General features: G+C 45.5%; 13 protein-coding genes. 8 read left to right on the top strand and 5 right to left on the bottom strand.

The window, feature by feature from the left end:
* Positions 1–25: 25 nt before the first annotated feature.
* On the top strand, positions 26–1,093 hold the full coding sequence (gene hemE / locus R7127_RS24570) for a uroporphyrinogen decarboxylase (RefSeq protein WP_262585290.1): 1,068 nt from the start codon (positions 26–28) through the stop codon (positions 1,091–1,093).
* Positions 1,094–1,333: 240 nt separating this feature from the next.
* On the opposite strand, the gene R7127_RS24575 is transcribed toward hemE, so the two are convergent.
* The gene (locus R7127_RS24575) at positions 1,334–1,906 is read right to left on the bottom strand and encodes a uracil-DNA glycosylase family protein (protein ID WP_005382518.1); all 573 of its coding nucleotides are present in this window, start codon (positions 1,904–1,906) and stop codon (positions 1,334–1,336) included.
* Between the two features lie 2 nt (positions 1,907–1,908).
* On the bottom strand, positions 1,909–2,832 hold the full coding sequence (locus tag R7127_RS24580; protein WP_005384694.1) for a D-2-hydroxyacid dehydrogenase: 924 nt from the start codon (positions 2,830–2,832) through the stop codon (positions 1,909–1,911).
* A gap of 66 nt (positions 2,833–2,898) precedes the next feature.
* On the opposite strand from R7127_RS24580, the gene R7127_RS24585 reads away from it, so the two are divergent.
* On the top strand, positions 2,899–3,486 hold the full coding sequence (locus R7127_RS24585) for a YjaG family protein (protein ID WP_005382520.1): 588 nt from the start codon (positions 2,899–2,901) through the stop codon (positions 3,484–3,486).
* Positions 3,487–3,562: 76 nt separating this feature from the next.
* Here R7127_RS24585 and R7127_RS24590 read toward each other — a convergent pair whose 3' ends face one another.
* Positions 3,563–4,696, bottom strand: a complete 1,134-nt coding sequence (locus tag R7127_RS24590) for a hemolysin family protein (RefSeq protein ID WP_065275607.1) — start codon at positions 4,694–4,696, stop codon at positions 3,563–3,565.
* Positions 4,697–4,949: 253 nt separating this feature from the next.
* On the opposite strand from R7127_RS24590, the gene hupA reads away from it, so the two are divergent.
* Both hupA and R7127_RS24600 read left to right on the top strand, forming a co-directional pair.
* A complete protein-coding gene (gene hupA / locus R7127_RS24595) occupies positions 4,950–5,222 on the top strand; it encodes a nucleoid-associated protein HU-alpha (RefSeq protein ID WP_005382524.1) in 273 nt (90 codons plus the stop codon).
* Between the two features lie 39 nt (positions 5,223–5,261).
* Complete coding sequence (locus R7127_RS24600; RefSeq protein WP_262585292.1) at positions 5,262–5,960, top strand: DUF1481 domain-containing protein; 699 nt, start codon at positions 5,262–5,264, stop codon at positions 5,958–5,960.
* 84 nt (positions 5,961–6,044) lie between these two features.
* Here R7127_RS24600 and purD read toward each other — a convergent pair whose 3' ends face one another.
* Positions 6,045–7,334 (bottom strand): phosphoribosylamine--glycine ligase, encoded by a 1,290-nt coding sequence (purD, locus tag R7127_RS24605; RefSeq protein ID WP_262585294.1) that lies wholly within the window; start codon positions 7,332–7,334, stop codon positions 6,045–6,047.
* Between the two features lie 194 nt (positions 7,335–7,528).
* A complete protein-coding gene (gene purH / locus R7127_RS24610) occupies positions 7,529–9,121 on the bottom strand; it encodes a bifunctional phosphoribosylaminoimidazolecarboxamide formyltransferase/IMP cyclohydrolase (protein ID WP_262585296.1) in 1,593 nt (530 codons plus the stop codon).
* 265 nt (positions 9,122–9,386) lie between these two features.
* On the opposite strand from purH, the gene zntR reads away from it, so the two are divergent.
* From zntR to R7127_RS24630, 4 genes are all read left to right on the top strand, one after another.
* Complete coding sequence (gene zntR / locus R7127_RS24615; RefSeq protein WP_005382529.1) at positions 9,387–9,785, top strand: Zn(2+)-responsive transcriptional regulator; 399 nt, start codon at positions 9,387–9,389, stop codon at positions 9,783–9,785.
* 163 nt (positions 9,786–9,948) lie between these two features.
* On the top strand, positions 9,949–11,511 hold the full coding sequence (gene cadC / locus R7127_RS24620; protein ID WP_318148609.1) for a lysine decarboxylation/transport transcriptional activator CadC: 1,563 nt from the start codon (positions 9,949–9,951) through the stop codon (positions 11,509–11,511).
* A gap of 638 nt (positions 11,512–12,149) precedes the next feature.
* On the top strand, positions 12,150–13,493 hold the full coding sequence (gene cadB, locus R7127_RS24625; protein ID WP_005434864.1) for a cadaverine/lysine antiporter: 1,344 nt from the start codon (positions 12,150–12,152) through the stop codon (positions 13,491–13,493).
* Between the two features lie 117 nt (positions 13,494–13,610).
* On the top strand, positions 13,611–15,746 hold the full coding sequence (locus R7127_RS24630) for a lysine decarboxylase CadA (protein ID WP_005451159.1): 2,136 nt from the start codon (positions 13,611–13,613) through the stop codon (positions 15,744–15,746).
* Positions 15,747–16,474 lie beyond the last annotated feature (728 nt).

Raw genomic sequence — 16,474 nt, forward strand, 5'->3', positions numbered from 1 at the left:
AAAGCCTAACAGTTGGAATTACGGAATGACTGAATTAAAAAATGATCGTTATCTGCGTGCGCTTTTAAAAGAGCCGGTAGATTACACGCCAGTATGGATGATGCGCCAGGCAGGTCGTTACCTACCAGAATACAAAGCGACTCGTGCAGAAGCGGGTGATTTCATGTCTTTGTGTCGAAATGCAGAATTAGCATCCGAAGTGACACTTCAACCATTACGCCGTTTTCCTCTTGATGCCGCGATCTTATTCTCGGACATCTTAACGATTCCAGATGCAATGGGGCTTGGTTTGCGTTTTGCTGCGGGTGAAGGACCTGTTTTTGATAACCCAATTACATGCAAAGCCGACGTGGAAAAAATTGGTTTGCCAGATCCTGAAGGTGAACTGCAATACGTAATGAACGCAGTACGCCAGATCCGTAAAGACCTGAAGGGTGAAGTGCCGCTGATTGGTTTTTCTGGTAGTCCTTGGACTCTTGCGACGTATATGATCGAAGGTGGTAGCTCTAAAGCGTTTACCAAGATCAAGAAGATGATGTACGCGGAACCACAAACTCTGCACCTACTTCTAGATAAGCTGGCAGACAGCGTTATCGAGTACTTAAACGCGCAAATTAAAGCGGGTGCGCAATCGGTAATGGTATTTGACACATGGGGTGGCGTACTAACGCCTCGTGATTACAATCTGTTCTCACTGCAATACATGCACAAGATTGTAGATGGTCTGATTCGTGAAAACGACGGTCGTCGCGTGCCAGTCACACTGTTTACTAAGAATGGCGGCATGTGGCTTGAGCAAATCGCAGCAACGGGCTGTGATGCGGTTGGTCTAGACTGGACAATCAACATTGCTGACGCGAAAGCACGTATCGGTGATAAAGTGGCGCTGCAAGGTAACATGGACCCATCAATGCTTTACGCTTCACCAGAGCGTATCCGTGAAGAAGTCGCGGGTATTCTAGAAGGTTTTGGTGATGCAGGTACTGGTCATGTGTTCAACCTAGGTCACGGTATCCACTTGGATGTACCGCCAGAAAACGCGGACGTATTTGTGGAAGCGGTACACGAGCTATCTAAGCCATACCACAAGTAAGTTAGATCTTTTGAAATCAAATGCCGGCATTCAGTGCCGGTATTTTTTTGCCTAAAATTCATTTTTTCTATCTGAGACTCAAGGCTGTACAGCTCTAGTAGTATTTGGCCTACCATGATCTAATTACTACTCTAGCTGTACATTAGACATTAAAATTTAATATAAACAAATACTTATAATTTCTGGTTTTATGTTCTAATTTTCTTGTACAGATAAACAAGCAATTAGATCATGGGTAACCTAAAGCATCGAGTGAACGCGTTTTTTAAGGTATGGTACGACGTCAGATTCAAACCAAGGATTCTTCTTTAACCACAATGTATTGCGTGGAGATGGGTGAGGGAGCGGGATAAAGTCCGGTTCCCAATCTTGCCATTGCTGAACGGTTTGCGTGAGCGTCTTTGGTTTGTTGGTGAGATAGTACTGCTGCGAGTACTGACCAATTAGTAGAGTGAGCTCTATATTGGGCAGCTGCTCAAGAATCTTTTTATGCCAAGTGGGCGCACATTCTTTACGAGGCGGTAAATCACCAGAGTTCCCTTTGCCTGGATAACAGAATCCCATTGGGACAATGGCAATTTTATTTGGGTCGTAGAAAACGTCTTTGTCGATATCGAGCCATTGGCGTAATCGATCACCACTTGGGTCATTCCAAGGTATCGAGGTTTTGTGTACACGTGTGCCAGGGGCCTGACCGATGATTAGGATGCGTGCCCCTTTTGCTGCTTGCACGACAGGGTTTGCACCCAAAGGTAAGTTATCCGCGCAGATCTGGCAGGCCCTCACTTGCTGCAATAGCTCGTCTAACGACATTCTTAGTAACCCTTTTCGAAATCCACTTGATAATTTAATGAAAACCCATCGCGCCAGCGTAGATAGTTGTCAGCAAAAATCTCGATGACTTGCTCGGGAAAACTCAGCGCAGCAATGTGTGGAGTGATGGTGACTTGCGGTAGTTTCCAAAATGGATGCTCTACCGACAACGGTTCTTGATCAAACACATCTAAGAAGGCGTGTTCTACCCAACGGTTTTTCAGAGCGAAGAGCAACCCTGCCTCATCCAGTACGTCGCCACGACCTACGTTAAACAATAACGCCTGATTTAGTTGGCTGAGCGTTTGACGATTAAGTAACTGTCGCGTCTCAGGTGTACTTGGTAGAGTATTCACAACGATGTCGGCTTGCTCAAATGCCTTACTTAGTTCATTGATATGAAAGGTCTGATGAAACTCGCCGCCTGGAGTAGGGATACCTGTGCGGTTAATACCGATAGTTTTTATCCCCATTGCTTTAGCGGCGTTGCCCAGATAGCCCCCAATGCTACCGGTACCAAGAATTACCATGGTTTTACTTTTTAATGACGTGTACAGGTGAGGCTGCCATTGTTTGTTTTGTTGCTGCTGGTGGTATCGGGCAAAGTGGCGGTAATGGGCAATACTGTAACCCAAAACATATTCAGCAATCAGTGGACCAAAGATGCCTCGAACGTTAGTTAGAGTATAGTCCTGACGAAGGCTAGGGGATGTTAAGGCGTTGACACCAGCAAACGTGGATTGTACCCATTCAAGCTGTGAAAACTCGTCTAAGCTTTGTGATAGTAAGGGTGGATCCGCTAGTACGATCTGAGCGGCTTCTGGTTGGTCGGTGAGGCAAAGATCGGGCAGATTTTTCTCTGCCAGTAACGTTTTGTAGGTGTCGCGATGCTCTGAGAGCAGGAAAATCTGATTTGAATGCGGCATTAACTTTTTTCCCTGTGATGAATCAAGTACACTTTCGCTGTTTTTTTCTTCAATGATTGAGTGACTATGCTTAAGAATCCTCTTCAGGTTCGTTTAGAAAAACTAGAACCTTGGCAACAAATTACCTTTATGGCGTGTCTGTGTGAACGCATGTATCCAAACTATGCGATGTTTTGTGAGAATACAGAATTTGCTGACCCGCGTGCTTACCGAGCGATTCTTGATAGTGTATGGGAAATTTTGACAGTTAAGAACGCGAAAATTAACTTCGAACGCCAATTAGAGAAGTTAGAAGAATTGTTCCCAAGTGCGGATGAGTTCGATTTTTATGGCGTTTACCCAGCGATGGACGCGTGTCAGGGTTTGTCTACGTTACTGCATGGTCTATTGGATCGCGACTACCTTTTCGATTCAATGCTTAAAGTGAGCCAACAGTCGGTACAAACCGTTGCTGACCTAGAGCAAGCGCAAGGTGCAGAGCCAATCACCAACGACAACCAGAAAGAAAACGAAGCCGTATGTGAAGAGTGGGACGTCCAGTGGGCTATCTTCCGTCCGCTGCGTGAAGCGGTAGAACGTGACATCAGCTTGATTAAAGATTTGCGCGAAGAGCTACGTGAGGAAGGTGTGAGCAACATCGGTATTGCACTTTAATCGTTGAATAAATAGAAAAAGGCATCCTAACTGGATGCCTTTTTTTGTGCGTTTAAGCTGTTATACCTAGAGCTGATTACGATTCTTTCGAGTCAGGTTTCGGTGGCTCTTGAGCTTCTGGCTCTTTATCCTGCTTCTCCAGCTCGTTATCTTCTTCATCGTCATCGCGGCTTTCGATTACGCCGTGCATTTCTTTCCAGCTTTCCCAGCGTTGGTAAGCCAGCTCCTGCATGTCAGTGCTTTTATCTGCTTCGTCGATGATCTCCTCGCCTACGAGGTGTTCAAAAATATCTTCCAACGTTACCAAACCTAGCACGGTACCGTATTCATCAACAACAAGTGCCAGCTGTAAGCGATGAGTCATCATCTGGTCGAATACTTTAGGTAAAGTGGTATTGTTTAGCACCACTTGAATTGGGCGCATGATTGCTCCCAACTGTTTCTGTCCACAACCTGATTGTTGTAGTTTGAACAACTCAAGGCGATGCACAAAACCAATGATGTTATCTTTCTGTTCGCTGTAAACCAATGGGCGTGAGAAAGGCGTATCTTTGTGCTTTTCTAGGAACTCATTGATGGTCATTGTGGCATCGACACGGAATACTACTGGTCGTGGCGTCATAACCTGCGTTACGGGTACATCTTGGATGCCAAGCAAGTTGCTTAAGATTTTTGATTCACCCTCGGCAAATTCACCGCTTTCACGTGCCAGAATCGCCATTGCAGACAGCTCATCACGCATCTTTGGAGCTTCGTGGTTACGAGCAAGACGCTTGGTGATTTGCTCTGAGAACCAAACAAAGGGTGTAAGCGCCCATACCATCCAACGCAATGCGACCGCGGCAGTGGGTGCCAACTGACGCCAGTAGGTCGCGCCAATCGTCTTCGGTACGATTTCTGAAAGCACTAAGATCGCCAATGTCAGCACTGCCGAAAAGATACCTAATGCTTCGCTACCAAATACAACCGCAGCTTGTGCACCAGCAGTGGCCGCGCCGATAGTGTGAGCGATGGTGTTTAAAGTCAGAATAGATGCCAGTGGTCGGTCGATATCTGATTTCAGCTTAGCCAATTGCCCAGCTGCGGGATGCCCCTGTTGATTGAGCTGCGCAATGTAGCTCGGACTGATACTCAGCAGTACCGCCTCCAGCACCGAACAGATAAACGAAATGCCGATTGCAATAGAGATATAAATGGATAACAGCAGCATAGTTGCCCTTGAATGTAGTTTGATAGTGGTTATTTGCAGCTATTATAACCGCAAAAGTGACTTATAAATTGGTCCAAATACCTTGGAAAGCAAGGGTTTTCAGGGGGTATGTGGTAACAAATTGTGAGTTATTACTCATATTATGGCTAAAAGTACGTCAGAAAATCGAAAGATCGCTTACAAACCTTTGCCAGATGGGGCATTTATGTTTTAGAGTGAGACGAATTCGATAACCTATGAGAAGGGAAACCTAATGAACAAGACCCAATTAATCGACTTTATCGCAGAGAAAGCAGACCTATCAAAAGCACAAGCAAAAGCTGCTCTTGAAGCGACTCTTGATGGTGTAACTGGCGCACTTAAAGAGGGTGACCAAGTTCAACTAATTGGTTTTGGTACATTCAAAGTAAACCACCGCGCTGCACGTACTGGTCGTAACCCTAAGACTGGTGACGAGATTCAAATCGCAGCAGCTAACGTACCAGCATTCGTAGCAGGTAAAGCGCTGAAAGAATCAGTAAACTAAGTTAGAATGCACCGAGGTATCCTGCCTCGGTGCAATTTCATGAAAAAACATCTACTCACTTCACTTCTCCTATCTAGCCTTACCCTTTTTGGCTGTTCGTCGGTTGAAACTCCTAATTTAGAACAATTCACGCATTTTTCTGGTGGTAAAGTTGCGGGAGATGCTAGCAGCTTGTACTGGATGACAGAGAAACTCACTCGTGTGAGTACGGCGGCTGATTATGTGACTATGGGGGACAATGGTTGGTTCCAGAGTGATTATCGCTGGAATGAAGGTGAGTTGCGAGAGTTGATTCGAAAAGGCGAGCAAGTTGATACCAAACAAGAGTTGGTGCCTTTTCAAATCCACATCCGTTTCAATAAAGATGGCGAAGCGGTTTACCAAAAATATCGTGTTAACCGTAAAGTCTTACCACTTCAGCATGACCAATTAGAGCGCTACAAAGCAGAAGCGAATGACGTAGTGGCATCGGTTAAGGCGCAGTCTCGTAACAATCAGAGCCTTATTCAAGGTTATTGGAATGGTCAATCGTTTGAAACCTGCAAAGGTAAGGTGTTCTCGACACTCGAGTTTAATCAGACGCTGCCAAAATTTATTATCGAGCGTCTCTCATCGGTAGACAGTTATGTGGCTTTTGTCGGCAAGCAGTCACGAAACAAAGCAATGGTCGATGAACTGTTGATGCTCAATGACGATGACTTTGATTGTGTTTCTCGGCCAAAGTTGATCTCTGAATAAACATTGCTTCGAATTCTGTCGAACAAGAACAATAAAAAAAGGCGCTGAGTGCGCCTTTTGTTTTTTATCCAACTTATGTTGTTTTTATTTTTCTTGCTCACGTGCAATTGCACGGTAGCCGATGTCGTTGCGATGGAACATGCCATCCCAACTGATCTGTTTTGCAAGCTCGTAAGCACGCTGCTGCGCTTCTGATACACTGTTGCCAAGTGCGGTTGCACAAAGAACACGACCACCGTTTGTCACGATGTCGCCATCTTTGTTATCTGTACCAGCATGGAAGACTTTTTCGCCTTCAATTTCAACTTGTGGCAGACCCGAAATAACGTCGCCTTTGTTGTACGCTGCTGGATAACCACCGGCTGCTAGCACGATACCAATCGATGCTCGTGGATCCCATTTTGATTTCACTTGATCCAGTTTTTGGTCAATCGCAGTTAAACATAGATCAACGAGATCGGATTGCATACGCATCATGATCGGTTGCGTTTCTGGATCACCAAAACGACAGTTATACTCAATCACTTTAGGTGTACCGTCTTTGTCGATCATTAGGCCTGCGTATAGGAAACCTGTGTAAGGATGACCTTCAGAAGCCATGCCGCGTACGGTTGGGTAAATCACTTCTTCCATGATGCGGTTGTGGATTTCCTGTGTCACGACTGGAGCAGGCGAGTATGCCCCCATGCCACCCGTGTTAGGGCCTGTATCTTTGTCGCCTACGCGCTTGTGATCTTGGCTGGTGGCCATTGGCAGAACGTTCTCACCATCCACCATCACGATGAAGCTTGCTTCTTCACCATCTAGGAACTCTTCGATAACGACACGACTACCAGCATCACCAAATGCGTTGCCTGCTAGCATGTCCTTGATTGCGTCCTCAGCTTCTTCTAGCGTCATTGCCACAATCACGCCTTTACCAGCTGCAAGGCCGTCGGCTTTCACCACGATCGGTGCACCTTGCTCACGCACGTAAGCCAGTGCAGGCTCGATTTCAGTGAAATTCGCGTAGGCACCCGTTGGAATTTGGTGACGAGCAAGGAAGTCTTTGGTAAACGCTTTAGAGCCTTCAAGTTGCGCTGCGGCTTGGGTAGGACCAAAGATTGGTAAGCCCGCTTCGCGGAACGCATCAACCACACCAATAACCAATGGTGCTTCTGGGCCAACGATAGTCAGTTCAATCGCCTTCTCTTTGGCGAAAGCAACAAGGCCAGCGATGTCTTCTACATCGATGTTTACGTTTTCTAGTTTTGGTTCTAGAGCCGTACCAGCGTTGCCTGGTGCAACGAAGATAGTCTCAACATTTGGGTTTTGTGCCGCTTTCCAGCCTAGCGCATGTTCACGACCGCCTGAACCAATGATTAAAACTCGCATATGAAAATCCTTAATCTTATAAATACCGTTTGCTCAAACTCAGATATTTCGCAAAGACCTGAGTATGGCCTCTCTAATTCAGTGGGACGAGGACAAGGCGACAAGTGAACTTATTCCTATGAGCATAGTATGCTATGTGATTAGGATAAGTGAACGCCGTCAACGCAGTTATCGTCCCAGTGAAGACGAGAGGATTAGTGGCGGAAGTGACGCATACCGGTAAAGATCATCGCCATGCCGTGTTCGTCTGCTGCAGCAATAACTTCGTCATCACGCATAGAACCACCTGGTTGGATAACACACTTGATGCCCGCTTCTGCAGCCGCGTCGATGCCGTCACGGAATGGGAAGAATGCATCTGATGCCATTACACAACCTTCAACCTGTAGACCTTCGTCTGCAGCTTTGATGCCTGCGATTTTCGCAGAGTAAACGCGGCTCATTTGGCCAGCACCTACACCGATAGTCATGTCGCTTTTCGAGTAAACGATCGCGTTAGATTTCACGTATTTCGCTACTTTCCAGCAGAACAGTGCATCTTTTAGCTCTTCTTCTGTTGGCTGGCGCTTAGAAACCACTTTTAGGTCGTCTAGGCTTACCATGCCTTGGTCGCGGTCTTGAACCAGTAGACCGCCATTCACGCGTTTCACGTCAAAGCCAGTTGTCTTCGTTGTCCATTCGCCACACTCAAGTAGACGTACGTTCTTCTTCGCGGCAACCACTTCAATCGCTTCAGCAGAAACAGAAGGTGCGATGATCACTTCAACGAATTGACGCTCAACAATAGCGGTTGCTGTTTCAGCATCCAGTTCTTGGTTGAATGCAATGATGCCGCCGAATGCAGATGTTGGGTCAGTTTGGTAAGCACGGTTGTACGCTTCTAGGATGTCTTTACCTAGAGCAACACCGCATGGGTTTGCGTGTTTTACGATTACACATGCTGGCTCGTTGAACTCTTTCACACATTCAAGCGCGGCGTCCGTGTCTGCGATGTTGTTGTAAGAAAGGGCTTTACCTTGGATTTGGCGAGCAGTAGAAACGGATGCTTCTTGTGGGTTTGCTTCAACGTAGAATGCGGCTGCTTGGTGGCTGTTCTCACCGTAGCGCATGTCTTGCTTCTTCTCGAACTGTTGGTTGAACGTACGAGGGAATTTGCTCTCTTCATCACCTTCTTTGTTCTCACCGTAAGATGGAACCATAGTGCCGAAGTAGTTTGCGATCATGCCGTCGTAAGCGGCAGTGTGTTCAAAAGCAGCGATGGCAAGGTCGAAGCGAGTTTCGAGAGTGAGAGATTTGTCGTTTTCGTCCATCTCTGCAATTACGCGGCCGTAATCACCTGCGTTAACAACGATAGTCACGTCTTTGTGGTTTTTCGCTGCAGAACGAACCATTGTTGGGCCGCCGATATCGATGTTTTCAACAGCGTCGGCTAGTGTACAGCCTTCTTTGGCAACGGTTTCTGCGAATGGGTATAGGTTTACGACAACCATATCGATAGGGTTGATGCCGTGCTTTTCCATCACGTCATCATCTTGGCCACGACGACCAAGCACACCACCGTGAACTTTTGGGTGAAGCGTTTTAACGCGGCCGTCCATCATTTCTGGGAAACCAGTGTAGTCAGAGACTTCGGTTACGGCGATGCCTTGTTCGGCAAGTAGGCGAGCTGTACCACCAGTAGATAGGATATCGACACCGCGCTCAGCAAGAGCTTGCGCAAACTCAACAATACCTGTTTTGTCTGATACGCTGATAAGCGCACGGCGAATAGGACGAGCGTTATTCATGCTTCCATTTTCCTCAAATTCACGGAGTTAAAGATGTTTGCCAAAAATGAACTTGTTTTTACCTCTTGGGGTAAAATATTGGCCAGTTTTGGTAAAGACCTTTGCAGGGTGTTTTCTGGTTAGAAAACAGTCTCCACATTTGATGGCGCGTATTCTAACCAATTTATTACAAAAAAGCTCGCGCAATCGTTTGGCATCTCAAAAATAATTGCAAAAAAGTCGTTCTTTAGCTTTAAAAGTAACGAGATAGTTAATAGGGAAAGTTATGTTTCAGATAGGTGAACTGGCAAAACGTTGTGGTGTGACTGCCGATACATTGCGTTTCTACGAGAAAAACGCGCTAATAAAACCCGCAGGACGAAGTGAGTCAGGCTATCGCTTGTATGATGAAGAGAATCAAAAGCAGGTGCACTTTATCCTCAAAGGTAAAGATCTTGGCTTGAGTCTGGATGAAATTAAAGACCTGTTAGAAATTAAGTTAGAAGCGACAGAACACAGCTGTGCAGAGGTAAAAGCCATTACTTCTGCCAAGTTAGAGCTGATTGATGGGAAAATTAACGAGCTGACGAAAATTCGCCGAGCGTTAAAGAAGATTAATGATGCTTGTTGTGGTCATACAGACGATGACGCCACACATTGCTCTATCCTTGCCGCACTTGAGTAGTCTCATTCTTGCATCACTTAACTTAAGTTTGCATTTTTGGCGACTTGCTTTTCTAGGTACATGCTGCTTTCCCACCTATAATCTTGCCTTTAGTTACTTGTAGGAATCGACCATTGTCTGATTCCTAGCGTAACGCTGTCTGTAGATACGAGAGTTTTCATACATGGTTGGAGTCTATTTTCAAATCAATGACTGGGTTTTGAGCGTTGATGAAAATAAGCTGTATCGACAAGATAGGGAAGTTACTGTTGAGCCACGCTTAATTAATCTTTTGCACTTCTTAGCGGAGCATGCGAATGAGGTGTTCAACCGCGAGGAATTGATTCAGTACGTTTGGGCTGGAGCGATTGTGACCGATCAAGTGGTGACTCAATCCATCTTTGAGTTGCGTAAGCTACTACGTGACGGTCGAGAGGAAAATACCAACTACGTTATCACGGTGCCCAAGCGTGGCTATAAGCTGGTAGCGAACGTGGTTACTATGACGCATGAAGAGTTTGTCACAAGTCGGCAAAATGAAGAGATCCCACCTTCTGTTGAAGAATCGGAAGAGGATTGTCTACCTATAGCACCAGCCGTTACCTTTCCTGCCGGTCCTCTAACTCGCGCAGTCTGCGAGATGTCAAAAGAGAAAAAAGCACCTCAGAGCAAAAACAAAATCAGCCCTTGGCGATTGGGAATTATGAACTTCATCTGGATCAGTATGTTGGTCGTAGTGATGGGCGTGTTTACCTACAAGCAGTCGGAAGTGCGTATTACCCAAGCCATCGATACCCATCTGATTGAGTTCAAGTTTCAAGATAATTTTACGAATGAAGGATTAAGCTACGATTTGGCAGACGGATTCGCCCAAAAGTTGATGTCCGACATTGCTCAAGTCAGTGATTACCGAGTCATACTAAAGAAGGCGTCGTTTACTTCTGGCATTGTGCCTGGTAAATCGGTTGTGGTGAGAGTTCGTGAGAATGACGGTGGCAGCTTTTTAGAGGTGGAATATCGCAATAACTCATCTGAGAAAGTGTTGTTTAGTCGTCAATACGCGTTAACCAGTAGTCATTTAAAGACAGTGCTTCAACAAGCGTCGTTGGATTTGATGCAAGTGCTGAAAGTATCGGATGCCAAATTGAAATCTACGATGCTGGTGGCGGGAATGCCAATGAATCCCGACGCGTTGGAGTTGTTTGTTCAGGCTAACCATTACCTTAATGTCTCTGATACTAAACAATTCCGCCAAGGTATCGACTTGATGGAAAACATTTTAGAAATCGAGCCGGATAATGCTTACGTTCAAGCTGAGTTGTTGATTGCTTACCATGTACAAAAGGCACTTGATTTCTCACAGGAGTTGAAGAAAGGGCGAATGCAGCAGCTCAGTGAAGCACTAGAGACTAATGTGAAAATGATGGTGGGGCCAATTCAACCGCGAATTTATGAAGCTTTAGCACTGCACGAAACCATCATTGGTGACATGGCGTTAGCCAAGCGGCATCTCGGACAGGCATTGAGGTTACGTGATTCAGTGCTTTCCTATGTGATTCGCGGTAAGCACGCCGAATTGGATGGTGATCTGGATTTAGCCAGTGAGTCTTACAGTGAAGCTTTCTATATTGATACGTCGGTTGAGACGTACCTGCTGTGCGAAAACTTGGTCTTCCCAAGTAACATGAAGGCGATTGATTACGCCATGTATCGCGCCGTTCACCCTTCTGTCGTTCGAATGCTTTAATTCTCTCGGACTCAACGTCAGTCTAATGCTAGCCCCTCATTTCGGTGAGGGGCTTTTTTGTCGCTGTCGAAAAGTGAAAAGGGTGAGGCGGTGGGGCAATGACTTACGAAGGAGCTAACAACGCAAGCTTGCAACGGGAATACATACCCGCTTCTCTATCTCTATTGATTGTATGAAGTGTCTGGCTGAGTTATGTGGCGAGAATGATTTTGATGCTTTCTTGCAGGCGAGATGAATATTGATGTGGGTCAAAAAGCGCGATCAGGGAGAGATTTATGGAATCAACACTTCAGGGAATTAACCCTTCGGGATGGGGAAGTTGATAGAGGTTGATAACTTTTATCGCGATGACCAACGAGTTGATGAGAGTTTATCTATCGGTAGAAGGTTTGATGTTTTTCTTATAACCGTATGAATAATATAGTTTTATATTTTTGTGTTTATCATGTTTATCTCAACTTGATGTTGATGAACTAATCATTTTATTGATAACACCAAGTTTATTTTTTTCCCGATTTTTGGGCGTAGTCTTCACTTCGAAATTTAGCGAGGTCGAGCAGGTTCTTCCTCATAGCATCTCGCTAATAACCATTCAGTTTGAGTCATGTTGACTCGAGTAGAATAGATTTGGAGATGTTATGTCATCGAATGCGAAAAAAATCGGCCTTATTGCCTGTACGGGTGTCGTAGCCGGTAACATGATGGGTAGTGGTATTGCACTATTACCTTCTAGTCTTGCCTCTGTAGGCTCTGTTTCAATCTTCAGTTGGCTGATCTGTTTGGTCGGTGCACTGAGTCTGGCGTTCGTTTACGCTCGTCTGGCAACCAAAAACCCACAAGAAGGTGGTCCTATCGCTTATGCTGGCGAAGTGTCTCCGGTATTTGGTTTCCAAACGGGCGTTCTTTATTACCACGCGAACTGGATTGGTAACCTGGCTATTGCCATTACAGGTGTTTCTTACCTTTCAGTATTCTTCCCTGTGCTTAATAACCCAATCCCAGCAGGTATTGCGACGATTGCATCGGTATGGATCTTCACTTTCGTCAACCTACTTGGTGGTAGCTGGGTAAGCCGTCTATGTACGCTTGGTCTAGTTCTTATCCTTATCCCAGTTGTTGGTACAGCTGCATTTGGTTGGACGCACTTCGATACTGCGCTTTACAGCCAAAACTGGAACGTATCAGCAGGCACTGACAGCCACGCGGTAGTAACAGCGGTTCTTATCTGTCTATGGTCATTCGTAGGTGTGGAATCAGCAGCGGTATCGACTGGTATGGTAGAAAACCCTAAACGTACTGTACCACTAGCAACTATGTTGGGTACTGGTATCGCAGGTGTGATTTACATCCTATCAACTCAAATGATCAGCGGTATGTTCCCAGCGTCAGAAGTTGCGGCATCAGGTGCGCCATTTGCACTAGCAACCACTGAGCTATTCGGTAGCTGGACAGCACCATTCGTATCAGCATTCACAGCGCTAGCATGTTTCACTTCGCTAGGTTCTTGGATGATGCTAGTAGGTGAAGCAGGTAAACGCGCAGCAAACGACGGCAACTTCCCTAAAATCTACGGCGAAACTGACAAAAACGGTGTGCCTAAGAAAGGTCTAATCCTTGCGTCAATCAAGATGACTGCGCTGATGGTTGTACTGATGTTCTTCAGCTCTAAAACAGCACACGCATCAGACCTATTCAACCAGCTAACAACTGACGCGGTTCTACTAACAATGCTGCCTTACTTCTACTCAAGCATTAACTTGATTCGCTTCGAAGGTATGACAACACGCAACGGCTTCGTAATGCTGTTCTCTGGTGTGGCTTGTCTGTTCTGCTTCATCGCACTAGCAGGTGCAGAGGGCGGTACGCTAACAGCAACCTTCATCGTGTCTCTAGTTATCTTGATGTTCTACAGCAAAAAAGCAGGTCTTGCTCAGTACGTGAAAATGCACGCTGACGACATGCCTGCCCAAGCAAGCAACTAATCCCCAAAACGCTGCCACTAAGGTGCCAGCCTATAACACCCAAATTCACGCGGCGCTCACCTTACTCATTGCCTGTAAATGGCAAAGAGCGCCCTCATTCGCCTTGGAGATGTCCAAATGAATATATTCGCTATCTTGAACCACATGGGTGTGTTCTTTAAAGAAGAGCCAGTTCGTCAACTTCACGCTGCTCTTGAGAAAGCGGGCTACGAAGTGGTTTACCCAGTAGATGATAAAGACTTGATCAAAATGATTGAGATGAACCCTCGCATTTGCGGTGTGTTGTTCGACTGGGATAAATACTCACTAGAGCTATGTGAACGTATCAGCCAAATCAACGAAAAACTGCCTGTTCACGCATTTGCTAACGAACAGTCTACTCTAGACATTTCACTAACAGACCTACGTCTAAACGTGAGCTTCTTCGAGTACGCTTTAGGTATGGCTGACGACATCGCTATCAAAATCAACCAAGCGACTGAGGCATACAAAGATGCCATCATGCCTCCATTCACTAAAGCGCTATTCAAATACGTAGAAGAAGGTAAATACACCTTCTGTACTCCAGGTCACATGGGCGGTACTGCATTCCAGAAAAGCCCTGCTGGTAGCATCTTCTACGATTTTTACGGTCCAAACACATTTAAAGCGGACGTATCAATCTCAATGCCTGAGCTAGGTTCTCTACTAGACCACTCAGGTCCACATAAAGATGCAGAAGAATACATCGCACGTACATTTAATGCAGACAGCTCGTACATCGTAACTAACGGTACGTCTACATCGAACAAAATCGTTGGCATGTACTCAGCACCTGCGGGCAGCACAGTACTGATTGACCGTAACTGTCACAAATCTCTGACTCACCTAATGATGATGAGCGACGTGACACCAATCTACTTCCGCCCAACTCGTAACGCATACGGTATCCTTGGTGGTATTCCACAAAGCGAATTCAGCCGCGATGTCATTGCAGAGAAAGTGGCGAAAACACCAGGTGCAACAGCACCAACTTACGCAGTAGTGACTAACTCAACTTACGATGGCTTGCTGTACAACACACAATTCATCAAAGAGTCGCTAGATTGTAAACACATTCACTTCGACAGTGCTTGGGTGCCTTACACTAACTTCAACCCAATTTACGAAGGTAAATGTGGTATGAGTGGTGAAGCGATGCCAGGCAAAGTGTTCTACGAAACACAATCAACACACAAACTGTTGGCAGCGTTCTCACAAGCTTCAATGATTCACGTGAAAGGTGACTTTGATAAAGAATCTTTCAACGAAGCATTCATGATGCACACTTCAACTTCACCTCAGTACGGCATTGTTGCTTCTACTGAAACTGCAGCGGCAATGATGCGCGGCAACACTGGTAAGAAGTTAATGCAAGACTCTATCGATCGCGCAATCCGCTTCCGTAAAGAGATCAAACGTCTAGAAGCAGAAAGCGACAGCTGGTTCTTCGATGTATGGCAACCAGAAAACATCGATACCACAGAATGTTGGAAACTAGACCCTAGCGATACATGGCACGGCTTCAAGAACATGGATGACAACCACATGTATCTTGACCCAATCAAAGTAACGCTATTGACTCCAGGGATGAATAAAGAAGGCGAACTAGAAGAATCAGGTATTCCTGCTTCGCTGGTGGCTAAATTCCTAGACGAGCGCGGCATCGTGGTAGAGAAAACAGGTCCATACAACTTGTTGTTCCTATTCTCAATCGGTATCGACAAATCAAAAGCAATGCAATTGCTACGCGGCCTAACTGAATTTAAACGTGGCTACGACTTGAACTTAACCATCAAGAGCTTCCTACCTTCACTATACAACGAAGACCCAAGCTTCTATGAAGGCATGCGTGTTCAAGAACTAGCACAAGCGATTCATGACCTAACTAAGAAATACAACCTACCTGAGCTAATGTACAAAGCGTTCGATGTACTTCCAGAAATGAAAGTAACACCACACGCAGCATGGCAAGAAGAGCTTCGCGGTAACGTAGAAGAAATCAAACTGGAAGAAATGGTTGGCCGCGTAAGTGCGAACATGATCCTTCCTTACCCTCCAGGTGTGCCACTAGTACTTCCTGGTGAAATGGTGACTCAAGAGTCTCGCCCAGTGCTGGACTTCCTAGAGATGCTTTGTGAGATCGGTGCGCATTACCCTGGTTTCGAAACCGACATCCACGGTCTGTACCAACAAAAAGATGGTAGCTACACCGTAAAAGTATTGAAGAACTAAGTTCCTCTCGAAGATGACGCCATTGGGAATGCAAGCATGCTCCACTCTTACGAGCTCAATGTGTCATCGAACAACCACGACATTTAGATATACCCCTAGCTAATCTGTCGTAAAAGAGAAGGGCAAGGATGCTCTGATCTTTTCTTCTATATAGAAGAAGCAATTTCCAAGACTTCACCTGAAGTACCCCAAGTAAAAAGCAAAGACCAAAGAGCAGTTCGTCATCGTTCTGCTCTTTTTTTTCATCTTTATATCGATAGAAAGAGAAAAAAGAACCAAGAGAGATAAGATCAGCAATCAAAATCACAAAGAAATCGGCGATCTTTTAATGCAGAAGTCAGGTGTTTCATCATGAAAAGATCCTCTGCAACCCGAAATATTAGACAAGATCGTTGAGTATCTATGCAGAATGCTCGTTATTTGTTCGGTTGAAAGTTTTTTTGCAAAAAACGCTTGTACTAATTTCTCAACTCCCTATACTGCGCACCCACCGACACGGAGTGAGACGAAAGTCACACAGCGAGTCGGAATTGAGAGAAAAGAAATTTGAAAAAAATGCTTGACTCTCTCACGGTGTGAAGTAAGATACGCACCCCTAACGACGAGCAACTAAGTTGTTGAAAATGTTAGAAAAGCTCTTTAAAAATAAGAACCTATCAATCTGTGTGGGCACTCGTTGATGATAATCCAATTAGATACCTCGGTATCAAATTAGGTTTCAATGAAAC

The organism is Vibrio sp. 1159, from assembly GCF_033340395.1.
GTDB classification, from domain to species: Bacteria; Pseudomonadota; Gammaproteobacteria; order Enterobacterales; family Vibrionaceae; genus Vibrio; species Vibrio alginolyticus.